Origin of the sequence: Nonomuraea aridisoli (genome assembly GCF_003236395.1) — a bacterium.
GTDB lineage: Bacteria > Actinomycetota > Actinomycetes > Streptosporangiales > Streptosporangiaceae > Nonomuraea > Nonomuraea aridisoli.
In genome coordinates this window covers 1-17,233 of sequence record NZ_POUD01000032.1, presented here as the reverse complement: position 1 = coordinate 17,233, position 17,233 = coordinate 1, and the positions used below count along the sequence as shown (strand labels likewise).

At 70.3% G+C, this 17,233-nt stretch carries 19 protein-coding genes; 14 read left to right on the top strand and 5 right to left on the bottom strand.

All coding sequences use genetic code 11. The annotated features are described in order from the left end of the window. The first annotated feature begins 96 nt into the window (after nt 1-96). The 14 genes from C1J01_RS10835 to C1J01_RS10775 all read left to right on the top strand — a co-directional run bounded on the left by C1J01_RS10835 (nt 97) and on the right by C1J01_RS10775 (nt 10,678). Nucleotides 97-1,926 carry a ParB/RepB/Spo0J family partition protein gene (locus tag C1J01_RS10835; protein WP_111178803.1) on the top strand — a complete coding sequence of 610 codons (1,830 nt, stop codon included), beginning with the start codon at nt 97-99 and terminating at the stop codon, nt 1,924-1,926. A 62-nt stretch (nt 1,927-1,988) separates the two neighbouring features. Further along, nucleotides 1,989-2,366: a hypothetical protein gene (locus tag C1J01_RS10830; protein WP_111178801.1), complete on the top strand. Its 378-nt coding sequence runs from the start codon at nt 1,989-1,991 to the stop codon at nt 2,364-2,366. Continuing rightward, nucleotides 2,363-2,566 carry a BldC family transcriptional regulator gene (locus C1J01_RS10825; RefSeq protein WP_111178799.1) on the top strand — a complete coding sequence of 68 codons (204 nt, stop codon included), beginning with the start codon at nt 2,363-2,365 and terminating at the stop codon, nt 2,564-2,566. Before C1J01_RS10830 ends, C1J01_RS10825 begins: the two co-directional genes overlap by 4 nt. 2 nt (nt 2,567-2,568) lie before the next feature. Beyond that, nucleotides 2,569-3,129 (top strand): hypothetical protein, encoded by a 561-nt coding sequence (locus C1J01_RS10820; RefSeq protein ID WP_146615539.1) that lies wholly within the window; start codon nt 2,569-2,571, stop codon nt 3,127-3,129. Nucleotides 3,130-3,288: 159 nt separating this feature from the next. After that, the gene (locus C1J01_RS10815; RefSeq protein ID WP_111178795.1) at nt 3,289-4,425 is read left to right on the top strand and encodes a DUF932 domain-containing protein; all 1,137 of its coding nucleotides are present in this window, start codon (nt 3,289-3,291) and stop codon (nt 4,423-4,425) included. Nucleotides 4,426-4,527: 102 nt separating this feature from the next. Continuing rightward, nucleotides 4,528-4,986, top strand: coding sequence for a hypothetical protein (locus tag C1J01_RS10810; protein WP_146615538.1), 459 nt, complete (start codon nt 4,528-4,530; stop codon nt 4,984-4,986). Then, a complete protein-coding gene (locus tag C1J01_RS10805) occupies nt 4,983-5,945 on the top strand; it encodes a hypothetical protein (RefSeq protein ID WP_111178791.1) in 963 nt (320 codons plus the stop codon). The genes C1J01_RS10810 and C1J01_RS10805 overlap by 4 nt, the downstream gene beginning before the upstream one ends. Continuing rightward, entirely contained in the window at nt 5,945-7,201 is a 1,257-nt protein-coding gene (locus C1J01_RS10800; RefSeq protein ID WP_111178789.1) for a recombination directionality factor, read from the top strand. Before C1J01_RS10805 ends, C1J01_RS10800 begins: the two co-directional genes overlap by 1 nt. A gap of 90 nt (nt 7,202-7,291) precedes the next feature. Further along, nucleotides 7,292-8,020, top strand: coding sequence for a protein phosphatase 2C domain-containing protein (locus tag C1J01_RS10795; RefSeq protein ID WP_111178787.1), 729 nt, complete (start codon nt 7,292-7,294; stop codon nt 8,018-8,020). Beyond that, on the top strand, nt 8,021-8,668 hold the full coding sequence (locus C1J01_RS10790) for a hypothetical protein (RefSeq protein ID WP_111178785.1): 648 nt from the start codon (nt 8,021-8,023) through the stop codon (nt 8,666-8,668). A gap of 135 nt (nt 8,669-8,803) precedes the next feature. Then, entirely contained in the window at nt 8,804-9,160 is a 357-nt protein-coding gene (locus C1J01_RS10785) for a hypothetical protein (RefSeq protein WP_111178783.1), read from the top strand. Between the two features lie 149 nt (nt 9,161-9,309). Next, on the top strand, nt 9,310-9,630 hold the full coding sequence (locus C1J01_RS10780) for a hypothetical protein (protein ID WP_146615537.1): 321 nt from the start codon (nt 9,310-9,312) through the stop codon (nt 9,628-9,630). An 83-nt stretch (nt 9,631-9,713) separates the two neighbouring features. Further along, nucleotides 9,714-9,887 carry a hypothetical protein gene (locus C1J01_RS49725; RefSeq protein ID WP_181448683.1) on the top strand — a complete coding sequence of 58 codons (174 nt, stop codon included), beginning with the start codon at nt 9,714-9,716 and terminating at the stop codon, nt 9,885-9,887. A gap of 122 nt (nt 9,888-10,009) precedes the next feature. Next, a complete protein-coding gene (locus tag C1J01_RS10775) occupies nt 10,010-10,678 on the top strand; it encodes a hypothetical protein (RefSeq protein WP_111178779.1) in 669 nt (222 codons plus the stop codon). A gap of 40 nt (nt 10,679-10,718) precedes the next feature. Here C1J01_RS10775 and C1J01_RS10770 read toward each other — a convergent pair whose 3' ends face one another. The 5 genes from C1J01_RS10770 to C1J01_RS10750 all read right to left on the bottom strand — a co-directional run bounded on the left by C1J01_RS10770 (nt 10,719) and on the right by C1J01_RS10750 (nt 16,352). Beyond that, nucleotides 10,719-11,330 carry a class I SAM-dependent methyltransferase gene (locus C1J01_RS10770; protein WP_111178777.1) on the bottom strand — a complete coding sequence of 204 codons (612 nt, stop codon included), beginning with the start codon at nt 11,328-11,330 and terminating at the stop codon, nt 10,719-10,721. A gap of 202 nt (nt 11,331-11,532) precedes the next feature. Continuing rightward, the gene (locus C1J01_RS10765; RefSeq protein WP_111178775.1) at nt 11,533-12,339 is read right to left on the bottom strand and encodes a hypothetical protein; all 807 of its coding nucleotides are present in this window, start codon (nt 12,337-12,339) and stop codon (nt 11,533-11,535) included. Beyond that, nucleotides 12,336-13,232: a hypothetical protein gene (locus C1J01_RS10760; RefSeq protein WP_111178773.1), complete on the bottom strand. Its 897-nt coding sequence runs from the start codon at nt 13,230-13,232 to the stop codon at nt 12,336-12,338. The genes C1J01_RS10765 and C1J01_RS10760 overlap by 4 nt, the downstream gene beginning before the upstream one ends. 279 nt (nt 13,233-13,511) lie before the next feature. Then, the gene (locus tag C1J01_RS10755) at nt 13,512-15,092 is read right to left on the bottom strand and encodes a hypothetical protein (protein WP_111178771.1); all 1,581 of its coding nucleotides are present in this window, start codon (nt 15,090-15,092) and stop codon (nt 13,512-13,514) included. Between the two features lie 225 nt (nt 15,093-15,317). Continuing rightward, entirely contained in the window at nt 15,318-16,352 is a 1,035-nt protein-coding gene (locus C1J01_RS10750) for a hypothetical protein (protein ID WP_111178769.1), read from the bottom strand. Between the last annotated feature and the right edge of the window lie 881 nt (nt 16,353-17,233).

Here is a 17,233-nt window from a genome sequence, read left to right as displayed (position 1 = left end):
TCGGCGGCTGTTCGCGCCCCTCGCCCTCTATGCGGACCCCGCGCTTTCGGACCGCGCGCCACTCGCCGACTCCCCTGTTGAAGGAGCCCATTGCGCATGTCCATCACCGCTAGCACTCTTGCGGAGATCCCCGACGACATCGAACTTCAGACGCCTGAAGGCTTCCGCTTGGCGCAGATCCCGATCCGGTATCTCGACCACTTCCCCGGCAACGTCCGGCAGGACCTTCATCTGACCCGCGAGTACTTGGCCAGCCTCAAGGAGGAGCTGCAGGTAGCTCTCACGGTCATCCCCATCCCGTCCGGCCATGAGCGTGGCCCGGACGAAAACCCCGACGCCCTGTTCTGGGTCGTCAAAGGCAACCGGCGGTTCGGCGGTGCCCGCAAGATCGAGCTGGACTCGCTGCTGTGCCTGATCGACTTCACCAAGGCCGACAAGCAGGCCCTGCTATACATCGACCAAGTCGTGGAGAACGACGAGGACTTCCGCCGCCCCCTGACGGTCTTCGAGAAGAACCGCGCGCTCACCCTCGCCTTCGACGCCGGCGCCACCAGAACCGAAATCCGCAAGCGCACCGGCCGCAGCCGCAAGGAGATCGCCGACGCGCTCGCCGCCGGCAAGCTGTCGGACGACACCCGCGCGGTCGCCCAGTCCATGGACTACGCCTGGACCACGGAAGAGCTGGCGATGCTGGCCGAGTTCGAGGGCGATGCGGCGGCGCTGGCCCGCATCGAGCGCATGGTCCGCCAGTGGGGCCACGACGCCAGCTACGCCATCGAGGTCGTGCGGCGCGAGCGCGAGGAGGCCGCCGCCCAGGCCAAGGCGCACGCCGAAGCGCTGGCCGCACTGGAAGAGGCAGGCATTCCCGTCACCGATGACGAGCCTGACGGCGCGGTCCTGCTGACCGTCCTGGCCCGCCAGATCGACGACTTCGACCCGGACAAGCACGGCGACTGCCCGGGGCGCGGGGCGTTCTTCTACTCGTGGCGGCAGGAAACGCCGGAGTTCTACTGCAGCACTCCCGACCGGCACGGCTACACCCCGCCGGAACCGCGGCCGGTGACGGTCGAGCCGGCCCCGGCCCCGGCCAAGCCCAAGGACGATGGGCCCTCTCGGCGGATCGTTGTGGAGGGTAACCGGGCCTGGATGGCGGCCGCCGCCGTCCGGCACAAGTGGCTGACGGCCTTCTTCGCCCGCAAGACGGCGCCCAAGCCGGTGCAGCGGTTCGTGACCCGGATGCTGAACGACATGCCTGCCGCGCTGCGCGACGAGCTCGGCAGGGTCAAGTACACGACGCTGTACAGCAAGCTGGGCGGCCCCGCCGAGCTGGACACCGCGCTCGCCGTGGCCTCCCCCGGCAGGCTGGCCATGCTTCAGCTGCTGCCGATCGCGGCGGCGTTCGAGTACCAGATGAGCGAGGCCTCGGCCGAGTGCAAGAACACCTGGCGGGAGGGCCGCTACTCCCCCTGCTCGACGAGCGATGCCGCGCTGTGGCTGCGCTTCCTGGTCCAGGAGCTGGGGCCCGAGCTCGCCGACAAGGCATACGTTCCGGTGCCCATCGAGCAGGCGCTGATCGAGGGCGTCCCGTACCGGGGTGACAACCCGGCCGAGCGGGACCGCCCGGACGGCGTCGTGGCCGAACCGCAGGAGGAGCCGGAGAGCTCGGCCGAGGAGGTCGACGCCGAGATCGGCGAGTCCGAAGGTGAAGTGCTCCCCGGCAACGCCGGCGTCGGTGACTCCGACGGGGTCGCTGACGGGGTCGCCGTCATCGGCGAAGTGCTGGACGAGCCCGAGCAGGAGGCATCCCTGCCGGAGCCGTTCCAGCCCGGCGCGGAGGACCTGAGCGGCTCCGACATGGAGGTTTCGGACGCCCCCGAAGGCACCGACGACACCGCTGGGTCGGGCATCGACCCGATCGCGGCCTGACCCCGTCATGCCGTCGCACCCCGCCCAGCACCGGGTGCGGCGGCTCTCTCTCCGGAGGTGGCATGACCCCGTCCGAATACCTGTTCAAGATCGTGGAGGGTCTCGACACCCAGTACGCCGAGGACGGCCACTCCGATTGCCGCAGGTGCCTGACCAGCCGAGACCGCGACTATCAGGCCACGTGGACGATCCGTCTGCTCGCCCGCTGCTCAGGCGGCTGCGGCTGCGTCGTCCAGCTGGACCACATCAGCGCCGTCCACGACTCCACCGGCGTCGGCGACTGGGAGGGCACCTACAGCCACCCCGCTGAGATCGGCGATCCGGCGTTGCGGCGCTACGCCGAGGCCCTGCTCGCCGGTCGCCCGCGGCCGCCGTACCCGCCGGCGCTTCCTCACTCCTTAATCCCTCCGTCCATCACCGAATCGAAGGATCAGCCATGACCAACCACGAAGCCGAGCCTCTGTTGACGCCGGCCGAGGTCGCGACGATGTTCCGCGTCGACCCCAAGACGGTCACCCGCTGGGCCAAGGCGGGCAAGCTCACCTCCATCCGCACGCTGGGCGGGCACCGCCGCTACCGCGAGTCCGAGGTGCGGGCCCTGCTGAGCGGCACGCCGGGCACCGACTCGATGGGGCAGTGATCGTGGCGACGCGCGGATTCGTCGGGTTCGTCGCCGGCAAGGCCGAGAAGATCGCCTACAACCATGACGACTCCTATCCGGCCGGCGTCGGCCTCGGCGTGCTGGCGTGGCTGCACGCCGCGATGCGGGCCCCCGACCTGCTTCGGCAACGCATCGTCGCCTTGCGGGTGGTCAGCCCGGACAGCTGGCCCACCGCGGACGACATCGAGCGGCTGAGCACGTACGCTGGCGACCCTGCCTGCCCGTCGCCGAGCCTGCACTGGTGGGAGCTGCTCTGGCAGACCCAGGGCGACGTGGAGAAGATGCTGCAGGCGGGCGTCATCGTGGACGCCTCGGACTTCCCCGTCAACTCCTCGCACTGCGAGTGGGGGTACGTGATCGACCTCGACGTGATGGTGTTCGAGGTGTATCGGGGCCAGCAGCTCCAGCCGCACAACCGTGGCCGCTTCGTCACGAGGCAGAGCCTGCCAGGTCAGTGGCCGGTGGCGCTGCTCACAGGCTGGCCGCTGAACCAGCTTCCCGGACAGGACGAGTTCCTGGACGCGCTGGCCTCGACCTGCTGATGCCGGCACGTCAGGTCTGACGCACCCACCTTTCTGGTCCTCAGACCAGCGTGAGCCTGCGCCTGTCCCGCTGGCCTTTCTCTCCTTGGGCCCGGCCGCCTGTGTGCGGCCGGGCCCTTTCACATCCTCGCTGTCCGTTTTGACGAAAGGGCACCTGGCATGACTTCCACAGCTCCGGTCGCGCTGACCACCCGCAACGCTCGCCTGGAAGATCTGGTGGACCTGCTGCGCCGCCAGCAGGCTCACAAGGTCGACGTCGTCGTCCACAGCGACCAGATCCGCGCCGCCGGCACCCGGCTGCAGCTGGTCGGCACCCCGCCGCTGCTGTCGGACAACGGCGTCACCACGACTGCCGGCCTGTACCTGCCTACGCAGGTCTGCGACCAGGGCCTGGCCGGCAAGCTCGGCATCCCCCAGGCGTACCTGCGGCGGCTGCGCTCGGAGAAGCCTGACCTGTACGACGCCAACGTCAACGGCTGGATGGAGACCGCGAACCGGCCGTTCCTGATGCGTGGCCTGCACACCGGCGGCGGCGAGGGCATCGCCCGGGCGTTCCTGTCCGACAGCTACCGGATCATCGACGACCTCGACGTGCTGATGGCGGCGCTGGATGGCGTGCGCCTGGCGGGCGTCCGGGTTCAGATCGACGGCTGCGACCTGACCGAGCGCCGCATGTACGTCAGGGTGGTGTGCGAGCAGGTCCGCGCTTTGGCGCCTGATCTGCTGCGCGACTACCGCAGCCCGTTCACCGGCGCCGCCGGCGCCGACAACCCCGTCGTGTTCGCCGGGTTCCTGCTGTCCAACAGCGAGACCGGCTGCGGAGCCTTCACGATCATCCCCCGGCTGGTCGTCCAGGTGTGCCGCAACGGCATGACCATCACCGCTGACGCCCCCCGGCACGTCCACCTCGGCGCCCGGATGGAGGAAGGCATCGTGCGCTGGAGCGACGAGACGGCCAAGAAGAACCTGGAGCTGATCACCGCGCAGACCCGCGACGCGGTGACCACCTTCCTCGACGTGGACTACGTCCGCGCCAAACTTCACGAGCTGTCCGGCCTGGCTCGCACGCAGATCGCCGACCCGAGCCGGACCATCGAGCTGGTGACGAAGAAGCTGTCCTTCGGCGAAGAGCAGCAGGAGCAGATTCTCGCCCACTTCATCAAGGGTGCGGACCTGACGGCCGGCGGCGTCATGCACGCCATCACCAGCGTCGCCCAGACCGTGCCCAACGCCGATCTGGCGCATGAGATGGAAAGCCAGGCGCTGCGCGCGATGCAGCTGGCCGCCCGCCTCTGACCCAGCTCTCCCCTCGCCACCTGGGCGCGGCCACCTGCCACAAGCGGCGGGCCGCGCCCTTTTCGCATCCCCTTGTCCCCGCTTCACGAAAGGGAGGCGCCCGTGGTGTGCCTGTCCGACCTTCCCATCCCGAGCCCGCGTCCCGCCTCGCCCGCCGACGAGGCTTCAGCCGCACCGAACGCCAGCGAGCCCCGGCTTTCGGATGTGCAGGCGATCGAAGCCATCTATCAGCGGCTCCTGGCCGACCACGGCAACTGGGGCGCCGACACTCTGCAAGCCATCGGCGATGTCATCACCCTGACCGGCCGCTGCATCGTCGACGTGGAGACGATCGGAGCCGAAATGCTGGAAACCAGCGCCGGCTGGCCTATCGCCCGGGTCTACGCCGACCAGGTCACCGGCTACGTCTTTCAGGCCCTCGACGGCGGCATCGTCGTCGAGGTGTACACGCGCGACCAGGACTCCGCCGACCGGCTGCGGATCTTCATCGATGGGCGGCCGGTATACGGCGCTCCGCTGCCGGCGTCCATGGCGGCCGCGGGCCGGCCGCAGCCGCGATGAGCGGCGAGGGCCGCCCGGCGCAGCTGGAGGACGCCGACCACGCCCCGCAGCACGCCGTGGCCACCGCCCACGGCCGCTACTACGACGACCCGGCCTTTCCGGGGCGCCTGCTGGTGTCGGTCACCAACGTGCTGGACCAGCTCGCCATCGACGCGCTGCCGCCGGCGGCCGCGAAGGTGACGGCCGAATGGTTCGCCGAACACCTGCCGCAGGCGATCCGCGCGGCCGCCGACCCGGACGAGCTGGCCGAGTTCGTCCGCCAGGCCAAAGCCGCCTACAAGCAGGAATGGGAGAAACGCCGGGAGCTCGGCAGCCGTATCCACCGCCAGGCCCACGCCATCAACCTCGGGGGCGCGCCGATCGCACCGGACCCGGACGCCGAGCCGTTCGTCGGCTCCTACCGCCAGTGGCTGGCCGACTTCGGCGTCGACATCGACCGCGACGTCATCGCCGCCGAGTGCACCATGCTGCACCGCGAGCTCGGCTATGCAGGCACCAGCGACCTGTGGGTGGGGCTGCGCTTCCCCACTCCGACCTCGCCTCTGGTTCCGCGTTTCAGGCCGCGCGCAGTGCCGGCCGACCCGCTGCCGACCCCGTCCGGTCTGTGGCTGGTGGACATCAAGACCTCCCTCAAGCACCCCGCTTCCACGGTGTGGGAGGACTACCCGCTGCAGCTGGCCGCGCTGCGGCGGGCTCCGGTCAGCCTGTTCTGCCCGCGGGAGTGCCGCTACGGCGCGGCCGCGCACCACGACGCCAGCCACGAGGTGCCGACCCCGGACTTCGTCGGCGCCGCCGTGCTCAACCTCCGCACCACCGGCTACGGGTTCATCCCGCTGCCCGCCGACGAGCAGGCGTTCGCCGCCTTCCGCGGGCTGCAGCCGGTCACCAGCTACCTGCACACCCGCGATCTGCGCGGCTACAAGCCCATCCAGCCACCGACGAGAAAGGACGCCGCCTGATGCCGGTCGACCCCGCCGTCTTCGCGAGCATTCGCCGCCGGCAACGCGCTTACTGGCCTGACGGCCATATCCGCATCGGGGACAGCGTGCCGCACGGCAACGGCGTGCGGCCGAGGAAGCTGTTCACCTTCCGCTTCTCCTCACCGTCCCGGCCGATGATCGAGGCCGCCGCCGACCTGTACGGCGGCACCGTCACCGAGATGACCCGCGGTATGGACAAGTGGCAGGTGGTCACCGCCGCCGACGAGATCCCCGTGCTGCTGCCCCGCGCGCCGCTCACCCAGTGGCTGGAGCAGTGGGACGGCCCGTACTGCCTGCGGCGGTGCGACGGCGCCACCATCGAGCAGAAGTCCGGCCGGCCGTGCCTGTGCAAGGCCGAAGGCCGCCTGCGCTGCTCCATCAAAACCCGGCTGTCGGTGTATCCCCAGGACCTGCCGAGTCTGGGCACCTGGCTGCTGGTCACCGAAGGGCTCAACGCCGCCGAGGACCTGCCCAACCGGGCCGCCATGGTCGAGAAGATCGGCGACTACGTCGATGCGTGGCTGATGGTCACCAAAGGCAGCACCATCGAGAACGGCAAACCGGTGACGTTCCCGGTGCCGCGCCTGCGCGTGGAGGGCATCTCCCCCCGGCAGGTGATGACCGGCACCGTCCCCGAGCGCGCCGCCGTGGCACGCCGTGACACCCCGGAGCTCACCACCGGCGAGCACACCCTCGACTACATCGCCCAGGCCATGGCCGCCACCACCCCCGAGCAGGTGCGCGACATCTGGCGGCAGGCCAGCCAGGCCGGCCACCTCACCCGGCAGCTTGGCGCCGTCCTCAACGCGATCGGCACCACCCTCACCACCGGCCGGCAGAAGACCGGCCAGGGCGTGGACCAGAGCGGTCCTGCCGGCGCGCAGCAGCCGAGTACCGCTCCGCCTCCCTCACCGGCCGACCGAAGCGACCCGGCCGGCCCGGACAGCCCCGCCGAGCAGACCATGCCGGACGCCGAGCACGACGCCCAGGACGACGTCGAGCGGGAGTCCGAACAATGGCGCCAACACATCCTCCGCCTGTGGCAGGGCGGCATGACCGATCTGCACCGAGCTTTCGCCGCCAGGACCAACACGACGATGCGGCGCGCCAGCATCGACCAGCTGAAGGATTTCGCCGCCCTGTGCGAGAGGGTCCACGCCGACCCCGGCGCCGACGCTGTGGACGCCGAACTCGGCGACGAGCTGGGCGACGACGATCCCGCTCCGCCCGAGTAACCCCCACCAGGACGCCGCTCCCGATCCTGCCGCCCCCGCGCCCGCCAGCGCAGGCCCGGGGACGTTCTCGCTTTCCTCGAGGAGAAGTCAATGATCGCTCACAGTCCCCCAGGTGAACTGGCCGTCCTGTACTACGACAGCATCGCCGGCGGCCGCGACCACAACGCCGACTACCTGCACATCTGCGACGCAGGCCGTTCCCTGGCCGTCGCCGTCGCGGACGGCGACGGCGACCACGCCGACGCCGCCGAGTGCGCGCAGATCACCGCCCAGATCGCCGCGGCGGTGGCCGCTTCAACCGGCGACCCGGTCGAAGCGCTGCGTGCGGCCAAGCACTACGTCGACGACCGCAACCACTCCGTCGTTCCCGGGCGGGAAGGCGCCAGCAGCGCCACCGTCGTGGCCATCAACCGCTACAGCGGCATCAGCCTGGCCTGGGCCGGCAACGTACCCGTCTGGGGTCTCACCCCCGACGGCCAGGTGGAGACACTCACCGTGCCGTTCTGCCACCCGTCCACGACCCCCTGCAGCGTGTCCTCCAGGCACCAGGACGCCTGGCCACACTTCAGCATCGTCGCCCTCAACCAGTTCACCCGCCTCGTCGTGGCCACCCAGGGGCTGACCACGCACCTGACCTCCCCCGACCGGCGCGACGACCCGACCGCGACGAACACGCACCTGCACGCCCTGGCCGCGCACTACCACGACGGCGGCTACGCCCTGAATCAGCTGCTCCTCCTGGCCGACAGCGGCACCGACCGGGACAACACCACGATCGCCGTCATCGACCTGCTCGATCACTACCGGGAAGGAAAGTAGATGAGACTGGACATACGCCCACTCGCCCGCCCCGGCACCCGGCTCACCCTTCTGCGTGACCTGGTCTGCGACCTGGTCCTCAACCCCAAGCTCGTGACCTTCGTACGGGCAGACGGCAAGGTCCTGCTCAGCGACCGCTACACGGTGTGGGACCTCGCCAAGGTGCGCCTCGACGTCGACGGCGTCAATATCAGCGCCGCCCACTTGCCGGGTCTGCCGCCGGACGGCACCTACACCTGGCACCGCACCAGAGCACCCGAACTGCTCGACCGGCGGCCTGCGCTCAACCTGGCAGGCAAGTGGATCAAGTACTCCAGTACGGACGGCAAACCGCTGCGCACGGTCGAGTGGTCACCCTGGTCCTGTGACGGCGCGCGGATCGGCGAGCTGCGCGGCAGACCGGTCGCGGTCAACGGCGATTGGCTGACCCGGGTCACCGAACGCTTCCCCTGCTACCGCACCGCCGGGCGGCGGCCCGCGCAGCATCTGGACGTCCTCGACGACCATATGCCCGGCGAGGTCGTCGGCGTCATCGCCTCGATGCGTCTGGCGCCCGCCCTCGACGTGGACTCTCTCCTGCTGGCCGAGGTCGTCGACCACGGCGTCGGCTGGGGCGCTCGGCGGCGCAGCCGAAAGAACGCCGCATGATGAGCCGGCACCAGCGCCGGCGACGGCCCGCCCGCCATCCCCTCGGCACGCAGGACCGCCCGGCCATGCCGTTCGACTGCACCCGCGCTCTGCTCACGAACCTTCCGCTGACCTGAAAGGAGGGCCACCCTCACCATGAGCGTGACCATCACCGACGTCATGACCTTCGTCAGCCAGGCCGACGAGGGCACCCTCGACCAACTCAGCCTCGCCATCCAACAGCGCCGCGAAGTGGTCAAGGCCATTGCGGCGGCCGCGCTGAAGGAGGGCGATGTCGTGGAGATTCACGGCATCAGGCCCGCCTACTTGAAGGGCATGCGAGGACGAATCGTCACCATCGAAACGGTCAGAAAGACGCGCTGCGCAAGAGTCGCTCTCGACAGCCCCTACGACCGCAGCACGGTGCGGGCGAAACGACGTCAAGTCCCTTCTGACGAGCCCCTGACCGTAGACGGCATTCCGCTGGTCTGCCTGCGCAAGATCGAGGCGTGAGATCCCGGGGGCGCCGGAAGAGCGCCCCCATCCCATAACTGCCTTGTTGCCCGAGCCGGTCGCGCGCCCCTTTGCGACCAGCTCGGACCTTTCCACCCCTCGCGGACCCGCTGATCTATCCATCCACCCCCTGGAAGGAGCAGCCTGGCATGACTGACGATTGCGCAGCTGCGGGCAGGCCACAGGTGAGCAAGGAGATCACCGCACCGGGCCTGACCCTGATCGTCCAGAAGAGCAGCGCCGGTCGCGGCAAGGCCAGACCCCGCCGCTACCACTGCCTGCACACCGTGCACCTGGACCGGCCCGGCGTGCGATATGCGGCCGCAGGCCTCGGCGTCTTCTGGGTGAGCCCGTACGAGCACGAGCATGGCCCTGGCGGCGTCGTGAAGGTCCAGTACGGCGACGATCCGCCCGGACGGGACACCGAAGCGGTGAGCCCGACCGCGCCACTGTCAACGGGGTCACCCTGACCGGCTATTCGCTGATCGAACCAAGGGCGCGGACATCGGAATGGAGTTCCTGGTATCGCGTCTCACGCAGCGGCGGAGGGCCTGTGCCATCAGCCACGCGCTACCAGATGTCGCAGGTGGTGTCCCAGCTGATCGACCACTATCTCGCGCTGCCGGAACGGGCCGCTCTCGAAGCGACTGTGTTGATCGCCGCCGAACGGCAGAAGGTGGCCGAGCAGCACGCTCTGCTCTCCCAGCCGGACGAGCCCCGACCATGACGTTCCCGGAACCAGCCCCGCTTCGCGGCGGCGGTCTCCTTTCGCTTGCCGGCCGCACGGCCCTTCGCTGTCCGTCTTCCGGCCCCGCTGCCGCCTCCCTGCCTGCAAGGAGTTTGTCTGCCATGGACATCACCATCGACCATGACCCGGTCGCCGCCGATGTGGTGCTGGACGCCGGCCCTGTCGGCAAGCTGAGCGTGCGGGCCCGGCCCGACCTGGTGACCGGCACACTGGCTTGCCACGTCAGCAACCCCAAGATCACCGGCACGTTCACCTTGGAGCCCGCCTTTGACCTCGACGACGTCGATCCCGGCACCACCCGTCTGATCATTCACTACGGCGGGGCGCTGCCCCCGGGCGCCCGCTTCGGCAGGCACCGCCCCGATCGGCCGGTGATCCACCGCACCACCTGCTTGGTCGACTGCAGCGTGTTCGACGCGGAACGCGCCCGTGAGGGCGCCCGCACCCCGCGCGAGCTGGGGCTGGACGTCGTCTGGCGGCGAGACGCCTGCAGCCGCCACCACAACGCCCCGGTCCCGCGTCGCGTCGCTCACCAGGTGGCCGCCGTCCTGGCGGCGCTGGCGCTGCATTGGCTGGACCGCCCCGACCTCGACCAGCTCCGCCGTGCTGCCGCGCGCCGCGCCATCCGCCGCCACTTCCTGCTGGTCCGCCAGTGGGAGGCCATCACCCAGCACGAAGCCACCCTGGCCCGGTTGCGCCGGCAGTTCACCCGCATGCAGGAACTGCTGCACGAGGAGCCGTCCGGAGTCGCGCCGATCGGCGGCCGCTGACCGCTTACCCGTGAGAACCTCACTGCGGCACGCGGGTGGTTCAAACCTCGCGGCGGATCGCGAGCACGCTGAGCCACGTGCGGTGGGTGACATTCTCGGCGTGTTCGCGTACCTCGAAGCCGACCTCGGCGAGGACCGCGAGCAGCGTGTCCGGCTTGCGGTGTACGAACCAGCGCGAAAGCCCTTCGTCGTGCGGGACCGGCTCCCAGACCTCGCCGTCGCCGGTCGAAGTGCTCAGCCCGAGCACGCCCCCAGGGCGCAGGGCTGCGTGCCAGGCGCGCAGCGTGGGGACGGTCTCGGCGGCCGGCACGTGCAGGAGAGCCGCGACCGACCACAACCCGGCCAGCGAGCCGGGAGCCAGTGGGGGGCGGCGCAGGTCGCCCAGAGCCACGGGAACGCCGCGGTCGGCGGCCAGTGCGGCCATGGCGGCCGAGCGGTCCACTCCTACCGGGGAGAGCCCCTGCTCTCGGAACCAGGCCGCGTCCCTTCCTGGGCCGCATCCTAGGTCGGCGACGCGTCCTCCAGCGGGCAGCGCGGCAGCGAAGCGCGCTCGAAAGGCGCGGAACGCGGCGTCGGGGTTCTCGGAGCGGGAGGCGAAGATGGGGGCGATGCGGTCGTACGTGGCGGTGGTCCGAGCGGTGGGATCTTCCATCCTGCGGATATTGCCAGGTTTTGGACTGCGGTGATGAAGGCTCGAACCGGCCGATCGTCAAGGAGCGGTGCGTCAGCGTGCGCGCTACCTGGCCACCCACTGGTGAGAGCTTGCGATGTAGCCCCTCCAACTGCCCCTAAGGCGGCCGGCGTCCCATAAACGACTGTTTTCGGGGCGGCTCTGACCCAGCGCCAATCGCCGGTCATGGGTGTGGGTCTCCGGCGCTGGGGTTGTCCCCGTAGCGGGCGTTCGGGTTCGGCCGGCTCGTGGCGCCAGGGATGACACGCACCGCCGCCGCGGCGTGCGGAGGGCAGGCGAGCTCGTCGTAGCCTTCGTCAGGCAGCCACACCAGGGCCTCATACAAGTGCTCGGCATCGCAAGGGCCGGCGCCGCCACCGCCCAGGTGGTCGCCGCGAACGAGCTCGCACGCGACGCCGTAGGCGGTGGCGCGGTCGACGGCTTCGCGGGCCTGCTGCAGGTGGACCGAGACGGCGGCGAGCTGGACGCGGGCCAGGGGGTGGAACTGCTGGTCCTGGTCGCGGGCGTAGTGTTCGGCCTCTGACCGCAGCCCTTCGACCGCGTCCAGCAGTTCCATCAGATAGCGGGTCAGATCCTGGCCGTCGCGGTCGTGGTAGGCGTCGGCCCGGCGAACGCCGGGGTCGGCCGCGTGCGCGAGGGGCCCGACGACGCCGGGCGTGGCCAGTCGCCGTTCGGTCAGCGTCAGCACCGGCGTAACGAGCAGGTGATGCTGGCCTTGTTCGTCCGGCGCGCTGACCTGCTCGCCCGGTCCGGCGACCTGGCCGGCCTGGTTGGCAAGGGTAAGCTCGCGTCGGGCGACGATGGCCCAGGCGGTGTGGTCAGCCGGGTTGGAGCCGGGCTCGATTTGGGCGTCGCCGATGAACACCGGGGCGTCGGGCTCGACAGCGGCGGCCAACGCGGCCAGTTCGGCGGCGGTGGCAATGAGATGTGGTCGGCCGGCCGGATGGTCGGCCGCGTGGTCGTCAGTCATGAGCCGCTCGTTTCGGGGCCGATCCACACGTTGCAGTGGGCGCACCAGTCGCGCGCGGTGGCCAGGTCGGGGAAGGTCCGGTACGGCCCCCAAATCTTCTTGGGCCAGCGCCGTTCGTGCTCGCTGGCGTGCTGGTTCGGGGCCTGGGTCTCGGCGATCGACTTGGTGTGGGCGTCCTGGGCCCGGTAGGTGGCGGCCTTCTGGCGCGCGGCGGCGGCGTGCTTCTTGGCGTCCCGCGAGGGGCGCGGGCCCGCTGCGAGGCGCTCCCACAGGACGGCTTCCCGCTCGCTGATCTCTGCCAGGAGGTGCGGGGGCGGAGAGGCGAACTCGTCGAACAGCGGGCCGCTCGACAAGCTCATCATCTCGACCAGGGGCGTCATCCGGGCCAGCCCGCCGGACACCGGACGCTCGCCAACGTCGCGGCCGTCGGCCTGGGCGTGCGCGAGCGCCCACTTGTCCAGGTAGGCGGCCGTCTCGTCTGGCGTGGCAGTTCCGGCGGGCATCCGGTTGTAGGTGCGAGTCTCCAGCCCGCCGCTGATCCCGTAGATCTCCTCGGTGACGATCGGGCGCTTGACCGCCTCTTCCCATTCCTCGACGGCCTGGCGGAACTTGGCGTGGGCGGACTGCCGGGTGATCTCCAGGGTGTCCCCGATGTCCTCCCACGAGGCGCCGCCGACCTTCTCCACGATCACCGCGCGGTCCAGCAGTTCCTGGGCCCGCCGGACGAACCGGGCCGCGTCCTCGACGGGACGCGGGTTGTAGTCCGACCAGACCGCGACGAAGCCGATCAGGAAGTCGGCCAGGTCTTGCGCGGTGGCGGCCAGGGCCAGCTGGGCGAGGGACTGTTCGGTGTACGGGGCGTCCTCGTACGTCGGCTCGGTCTTGTCCTCCATGGACACCTCCCCTTCTCGCTGTCAGCGTATAACTGACAAACGAGAATGTCAGCTAAAGACTGACAGTTGAGGAGATGCCTGTGCAGCACTGTCAATAGCGGAGCCGCGCCCGGCGCGCCCCAGACCGTTTCGCTGACCTGCCGGCGGAGCCGTGCACCGCGGCGGCCGCGAAGGCCTCGCCGGCAAGGAGCTCGGCGCCGATGGCATGCCGTTGAGCTGCGGCATCGCTTATTGACAAGCAACGGCTCTCAGCGTTCGCAACGCTGAGAGCCGTGCTGCTCAGGCGTCCTGGGGAGGGAGGAACCCGTCGATGCCGGCCGCGACCGGGTCGGGGGCAGGCACGAGGTACTCGGCGACGGCCCGGCGGGCCCAGGCGGTCACGTGGGGGGCCCGCTCCGCTTCGATCTCGCTGTCGAGCTGGACGTTCGCGATGCGCTCGGCGTCGGCCGGCGGCAGGTGCCGGGTGGTGAGGTCGTCCAGGGCGTGACGGACAGCCGTGCGCTCGGGGCCCTCGGGAAGAGCGCGGCGGGCGGTGTTCAGGGCGCGGGCGATGGTGGCCTGCCCCACGTCGAGGATCTGGCGGTACTTCTCCCCGCCCGCCGCCAGGCGGTCGGCCGCCTGCTGCCGGGTCAGGCCGCCCCGCTCGGCGAGCGCGTCCACCAGAGCATCCTCACGGGCGCGGCGCCCGGTCTCGATGCGTTCGGCGCGTTCCTCCCAGGCAGGCTCTGGGAACCGGTGGGTCAGCTCGCGACCTTCCTGGGTCCAGTCGTGCAGGTCGCGGTCGGGATGCCGAGGCCCCCACGCCTCCGCCCACTCGTACGGGCCGCCGACCCCGATGCCGAGCTCCTGGGCGATGATCCCGGTCTGCCAGTTAGTCCAGATCAGAGTTCTCCAGCCGGTGCCGGTCCACACGATCAGGGAGGAGTTCGGCGGGTTGTCCTGGCGCTGGTACCAGGAGGGCTCGGGGATCTCGGACCGGTGCGGGGAGGCCGGGCGCGGGCCAGGCGCAGCAACGGGGCGAGGGCGCTCGGGAGCGTCCGGGTCCGGCAGGTAGGTGTCGATGACACGGGAGACGACGCCGTTGTCAGTGCCGTGCTCCACGACGTCGGCACGGGCGTTTTCGCCACAGTGCGCCACGTGAGCGCGGGCGATCAAGCGGGCATCGTCCCGGCTGGCGCACCAGCCCACCGTCCGCCAGGCGGAGGTGCTGCCGCCGTAGTCCTCGCCCAGCACCCGCCCGTCGTGTCGAAGGTCGTGCCAAACCGCGACCTGCCAGCGCAGCCCCGGCGCCGGCACGAACTCCTGCGGCGGGTCCACGATCCGGCCGGGCGCCTCTACCGGCCAGCCGGTGTGAGCCCAGATCCACCGGCCGTCGTCGTGCATGCGCGCCCACTCGGGCATGGCCACCACGGTGACGGTGCCGTCGGCCGTGCGTACCGGCACCGGCACGCGCGGCCCGCGGTTGGTCGCGGTGTAGCCGGAGCGGTTCGGCCCGTACATGGTCTCGCGGAGCACGTAGCCGTCGACAGCGGCCTCCGCCGACGCCCACCGTTGCCACAGCCGGCTCGCGGGCTTCCCTTCGGCCTGCAGCCGCGCCTCGACCACCTCCGGGTCCGGCTCGGCCATGCGCACCGCCAGCAGTACGCCGTCGGCTGCAAGGGCCCGCAGGCCGTCGAGGACCAGGCGCTCGTCCTCGGGCAGTGCCGTGTCGTCGAAGAGCGGGAGGCCGGCGGCGTACGTGGCGCCCGAGGCGGCCGGGTGCTGGCCACGGTCGAGAGCGCGGGCGGCCACGTTGTACGCCTCGCCGGTCACGGCTTGGCGGGCGCGGATCTCCTTCTTGCGGGCGCTGTTCTTGGTCATGGTCTGTCCTCTCGGCGAGGGTGCCCACGCCACCCCGCCGGGAGTCGTCACGACCAACAGCGGAGCGGAGTCTCGTCAGCGCGATCCGGGGGACCTTGTCCTCTTCGCCTCCGCCGCGTGGGGGCGGGAGACTCGGAAGCGGGCCAGCGCGCCGGCCACTGAGCGGAAGCCTACGCCGCGGCACCGACCGTTTCCCGCAAAGAACACGGCTTCCCGCTCTCCCTTCTAGAAGAACCGTTGCTCGAAGACCGTGCCGTCGTCCCAGACCCCCAGCCGCAGGCCCAGCAGACGCCATACCGCCTCGCGCGGGCTGCGGCCAACGCCGAACTGCACTTCGTGATAGGAGGCCACCCAGGTCATGCCCTCGGGCACCTTCGCCGCTAGATCGTCACCCGGTTCGATCTGCGAGATCTGGATCTCCTCAAGGAAAACCTCGATGGGCGTGCCATCGGTCAGGTTGATCCAGAGCTCGGCCTGGTTGGTGTTCAACGAGCGTCGCGGCCGTCGCGGCTTGGCCGGACGCGTCGGTGCCCTCATGCAGGCCGTACACTGCTCTACCTCCACCTGGCCCAGGTTCTCCACATGGCTCGCCAGAGCGTCGGGAGCGATCGTGAACTGGAGGTTGAAGCCCAGGCTGGCCGGGCCCGGCGTGGTCTTCCGCTTGCAGGTGACCTTGTGGACGGACGCGGCGACGACCTCACCCGTTCCGACCTTGCGCGTCTGGGTGAAGCTGAGCGCGTCCGCACCGGCGTACGCCTCCTGCTGTAACCGCTCTTGCAACGCCTCCAGCTCCAGCAGGCTCGCCGCACTGCGAGTGGAGTCCGCCTGCTGACGCAGTTCGTCGCGCTGGCGCCGCTGGAGTTCCGCCCGTTGCTGGTCCCGCTCAACCTTGGTCTGCGCCTCCGCCTTCTGGCGTGAGACGTACTGCTCATACCTCGCGTGGATCTCCGTCAACGGCGCATGAAGGTCGGGGAAGTCCTTCAGCCACGACATGACCTCCTCCAGCGACCACCGGTGCTGCTGGCACATCGCCTGGAGTTTGTGCGGGTAGCGGCGACCATGACGGAGCACGTTGTGCAGTACCGCCCTGCGGTACGCCAGAACCTGCTCATGGACCTCCTGCCGCAGGTGTGGCTGTTCTCGCAGCAGTCGCTGCACGGCGGCCCGGGGCAGAACCAGATCCCTGATCGCCCTCTCCGGGCGCCCGTGCGCCCGGATGTGGGCCAGGAACTTGCTCCAGTAGGCCGGCTGTATCGCCATCGCTCCTCCAGATACACAGCTCAGCGCTTCCTCTCAACGACACAGCCGACGACCTTAGCTCGGGAAGCTTTCTCTACGTGCCCGCGCGCCCCAGAACCCGGTGCAGGGTGCCGAGGCATCGCGCGAGTCCTCCTAGGGGCATGACGAGCATCCGAACGAAAAGCCCCGTTAGCGGTGCAGCGTTGAGCGGCTTGCCGTGACTTTCCGTTCACATGCGTCTCGCCGGAGGGTTTTCGCAGGTCATGATCCATGCAACCGGGTGACCTGGACGGCTGTGACGCGGACGGCGTACACGCGGTGCGCCTTGCGCTCGGCCGGGCTACATCGGCGAGGGCAGCGCTCTGCTCCAGCGCGGCGCAGTGGAGTGCGAGCGGGGCTGTGATGAAGACCGAGTAGCCGTGACCGCGGCGGATGGTCTGCCCGTGGGCGAGGGCCTAGCGGACGGTTTCATCCGTCTGGCCGTCGGTCAGGCGTCGGCGGCGCATGCCCTCGGCGAGGCGGGCGCCACCCAGATGTGACAGGGGCAGCACACCCGAGGGCGTCGTCGGACGGCGTCCGGGCCTGTGCGGTGTTCCCCCTTCCCGGCTTCGCAGCCTGCGGTACGGCGGCGCGCCCCGCAACCGTCCTCTCGCCCGCTCCGCGGTCCCTGGGTGGCGAGGTCTGCCTGTTCCAAGATCTTTTGCTGGCGCAAAACATCTTGGAACAGGCAGACCCGGACGGGTTGCGGGGCGCTTCGCCGCCCCGCTGACGGCTCGTCGCCGGAGGGGGGAAAGCCCGCCGCATCGGCCCGGGCCGTCAACCACCCGCCCTCCTCCGGCAGCCCGTCAACCTCCCCATTGGAGCTGCCATGTTCTCGCTCGCCCAGCCGCCCGCCGACGCTT

Coding starts and splice junctions, on each gene's coding strand:
- C1J01_RS10835 (WP_111178803.1), top strand. CDS start 97: ATGTCCATCACCGCTAGCACTCTTGCGGAGATCCCCGACGACATCGAA.
- C1J01_RS10830 (WP_111178801.1), top strand. CDS start 1,989: ATGACCCCGTCCGAATACCTGTTCAAGATCGTGGAGGGTCTCGACACC.
- C1J01_RS10825 (WP_111178799.1), top strand. CDS start 2,363: ATGACCAACCACGAAGCCGAGCCTCTGTTGACGCCGGCCGAGGTCGCG.
- C1J01_RS10815 (WP_111178795.1), top strand. CDS start 3,289: ATGACTTCCACAGCTCCGGTCGCGCTGACCACCCGCAACGCTCGCCTG.
- C1J01_RS10805 (WP_111178791.1), top strand. CDS start 4,983: ATGAGCGGCGAGGGCCGCCCGGCGCAGCTGGAGGACGCCGACCACGCC.
- C1J01_RS10800 (WP_111178789.1), top strand. CDS start 5,945: ATGCCGGTCGACCCCGCCGTCTTCGCGAGCATTCGCCGCCGGCAACGC.
- C1J01_RS10795 (WP_111178787.1), top strand. CDS start 7,292: ATGATCGCTCACAGTCCCCCAGGTGAACTGGCCGTCCTGTACTACGAC.
- C1J01_RS10790 (WP_111178785.1), top strand. CDS start 8,021: ATGAGACTGGACATACGCCCACTCGCCCGCCCCGGCACCCGGCTCACC.
- C1J01_RS10785 (WP_111178783.1), top strand. CDS start 8,804: ATGAGCGTGACCATCACCGACGTCATGACCTTCGTCAGCCAGGCCGAC.
- C1J01_RS10780 (WP_146615537.1), top strand. CDS start 9,310: ATGACTGACGATTGCGCAGCTGCGGGCAGGCCACAGGTGAGCAAGGAG.
- C1J01_RS10775 (WP_111178779.1), top strand. CDS start 10,010: ATGGACATCACCATCGACCATGACCCGGTCGCCGCCGATGTGGTGCTG.
- C1J01_RS10770 (WP_111178777.1), bottom strand. CDS start 11,330: ATGGAAGATCCCACCGCTCGGACCACCGCCACGTACGACCGCATCGCC.
- C1J01_RS10765 (WP_111178775.1), bottom strand. CDS start 12,339: ATGACTGACGACCACGCGGCCGACCATCCGGCCGGCCGACCACATCTC.
- C1J01_RS10760 (WP_111178773.1), bottom strand. CDS start 13,232: ATGGAGGACAAGACCGAGCCGACGTACGAGGACGCCCCGTACACCGAA.
- C1J01_RS10755 (WP_111178771.1), bottom strand. CDS start 15,092: ATGACCAAGAACAGCGCCCGCAAGAAGGAGATCCGCGCCCGCCAAGCC.
- C1J01_RS10750 (WP_111178769.1), bottom strand. CDS start 16,352: ATGGCGATACAGCCGGCCTACTGGAGCAAGTTCCTGGCCCACATCCGG.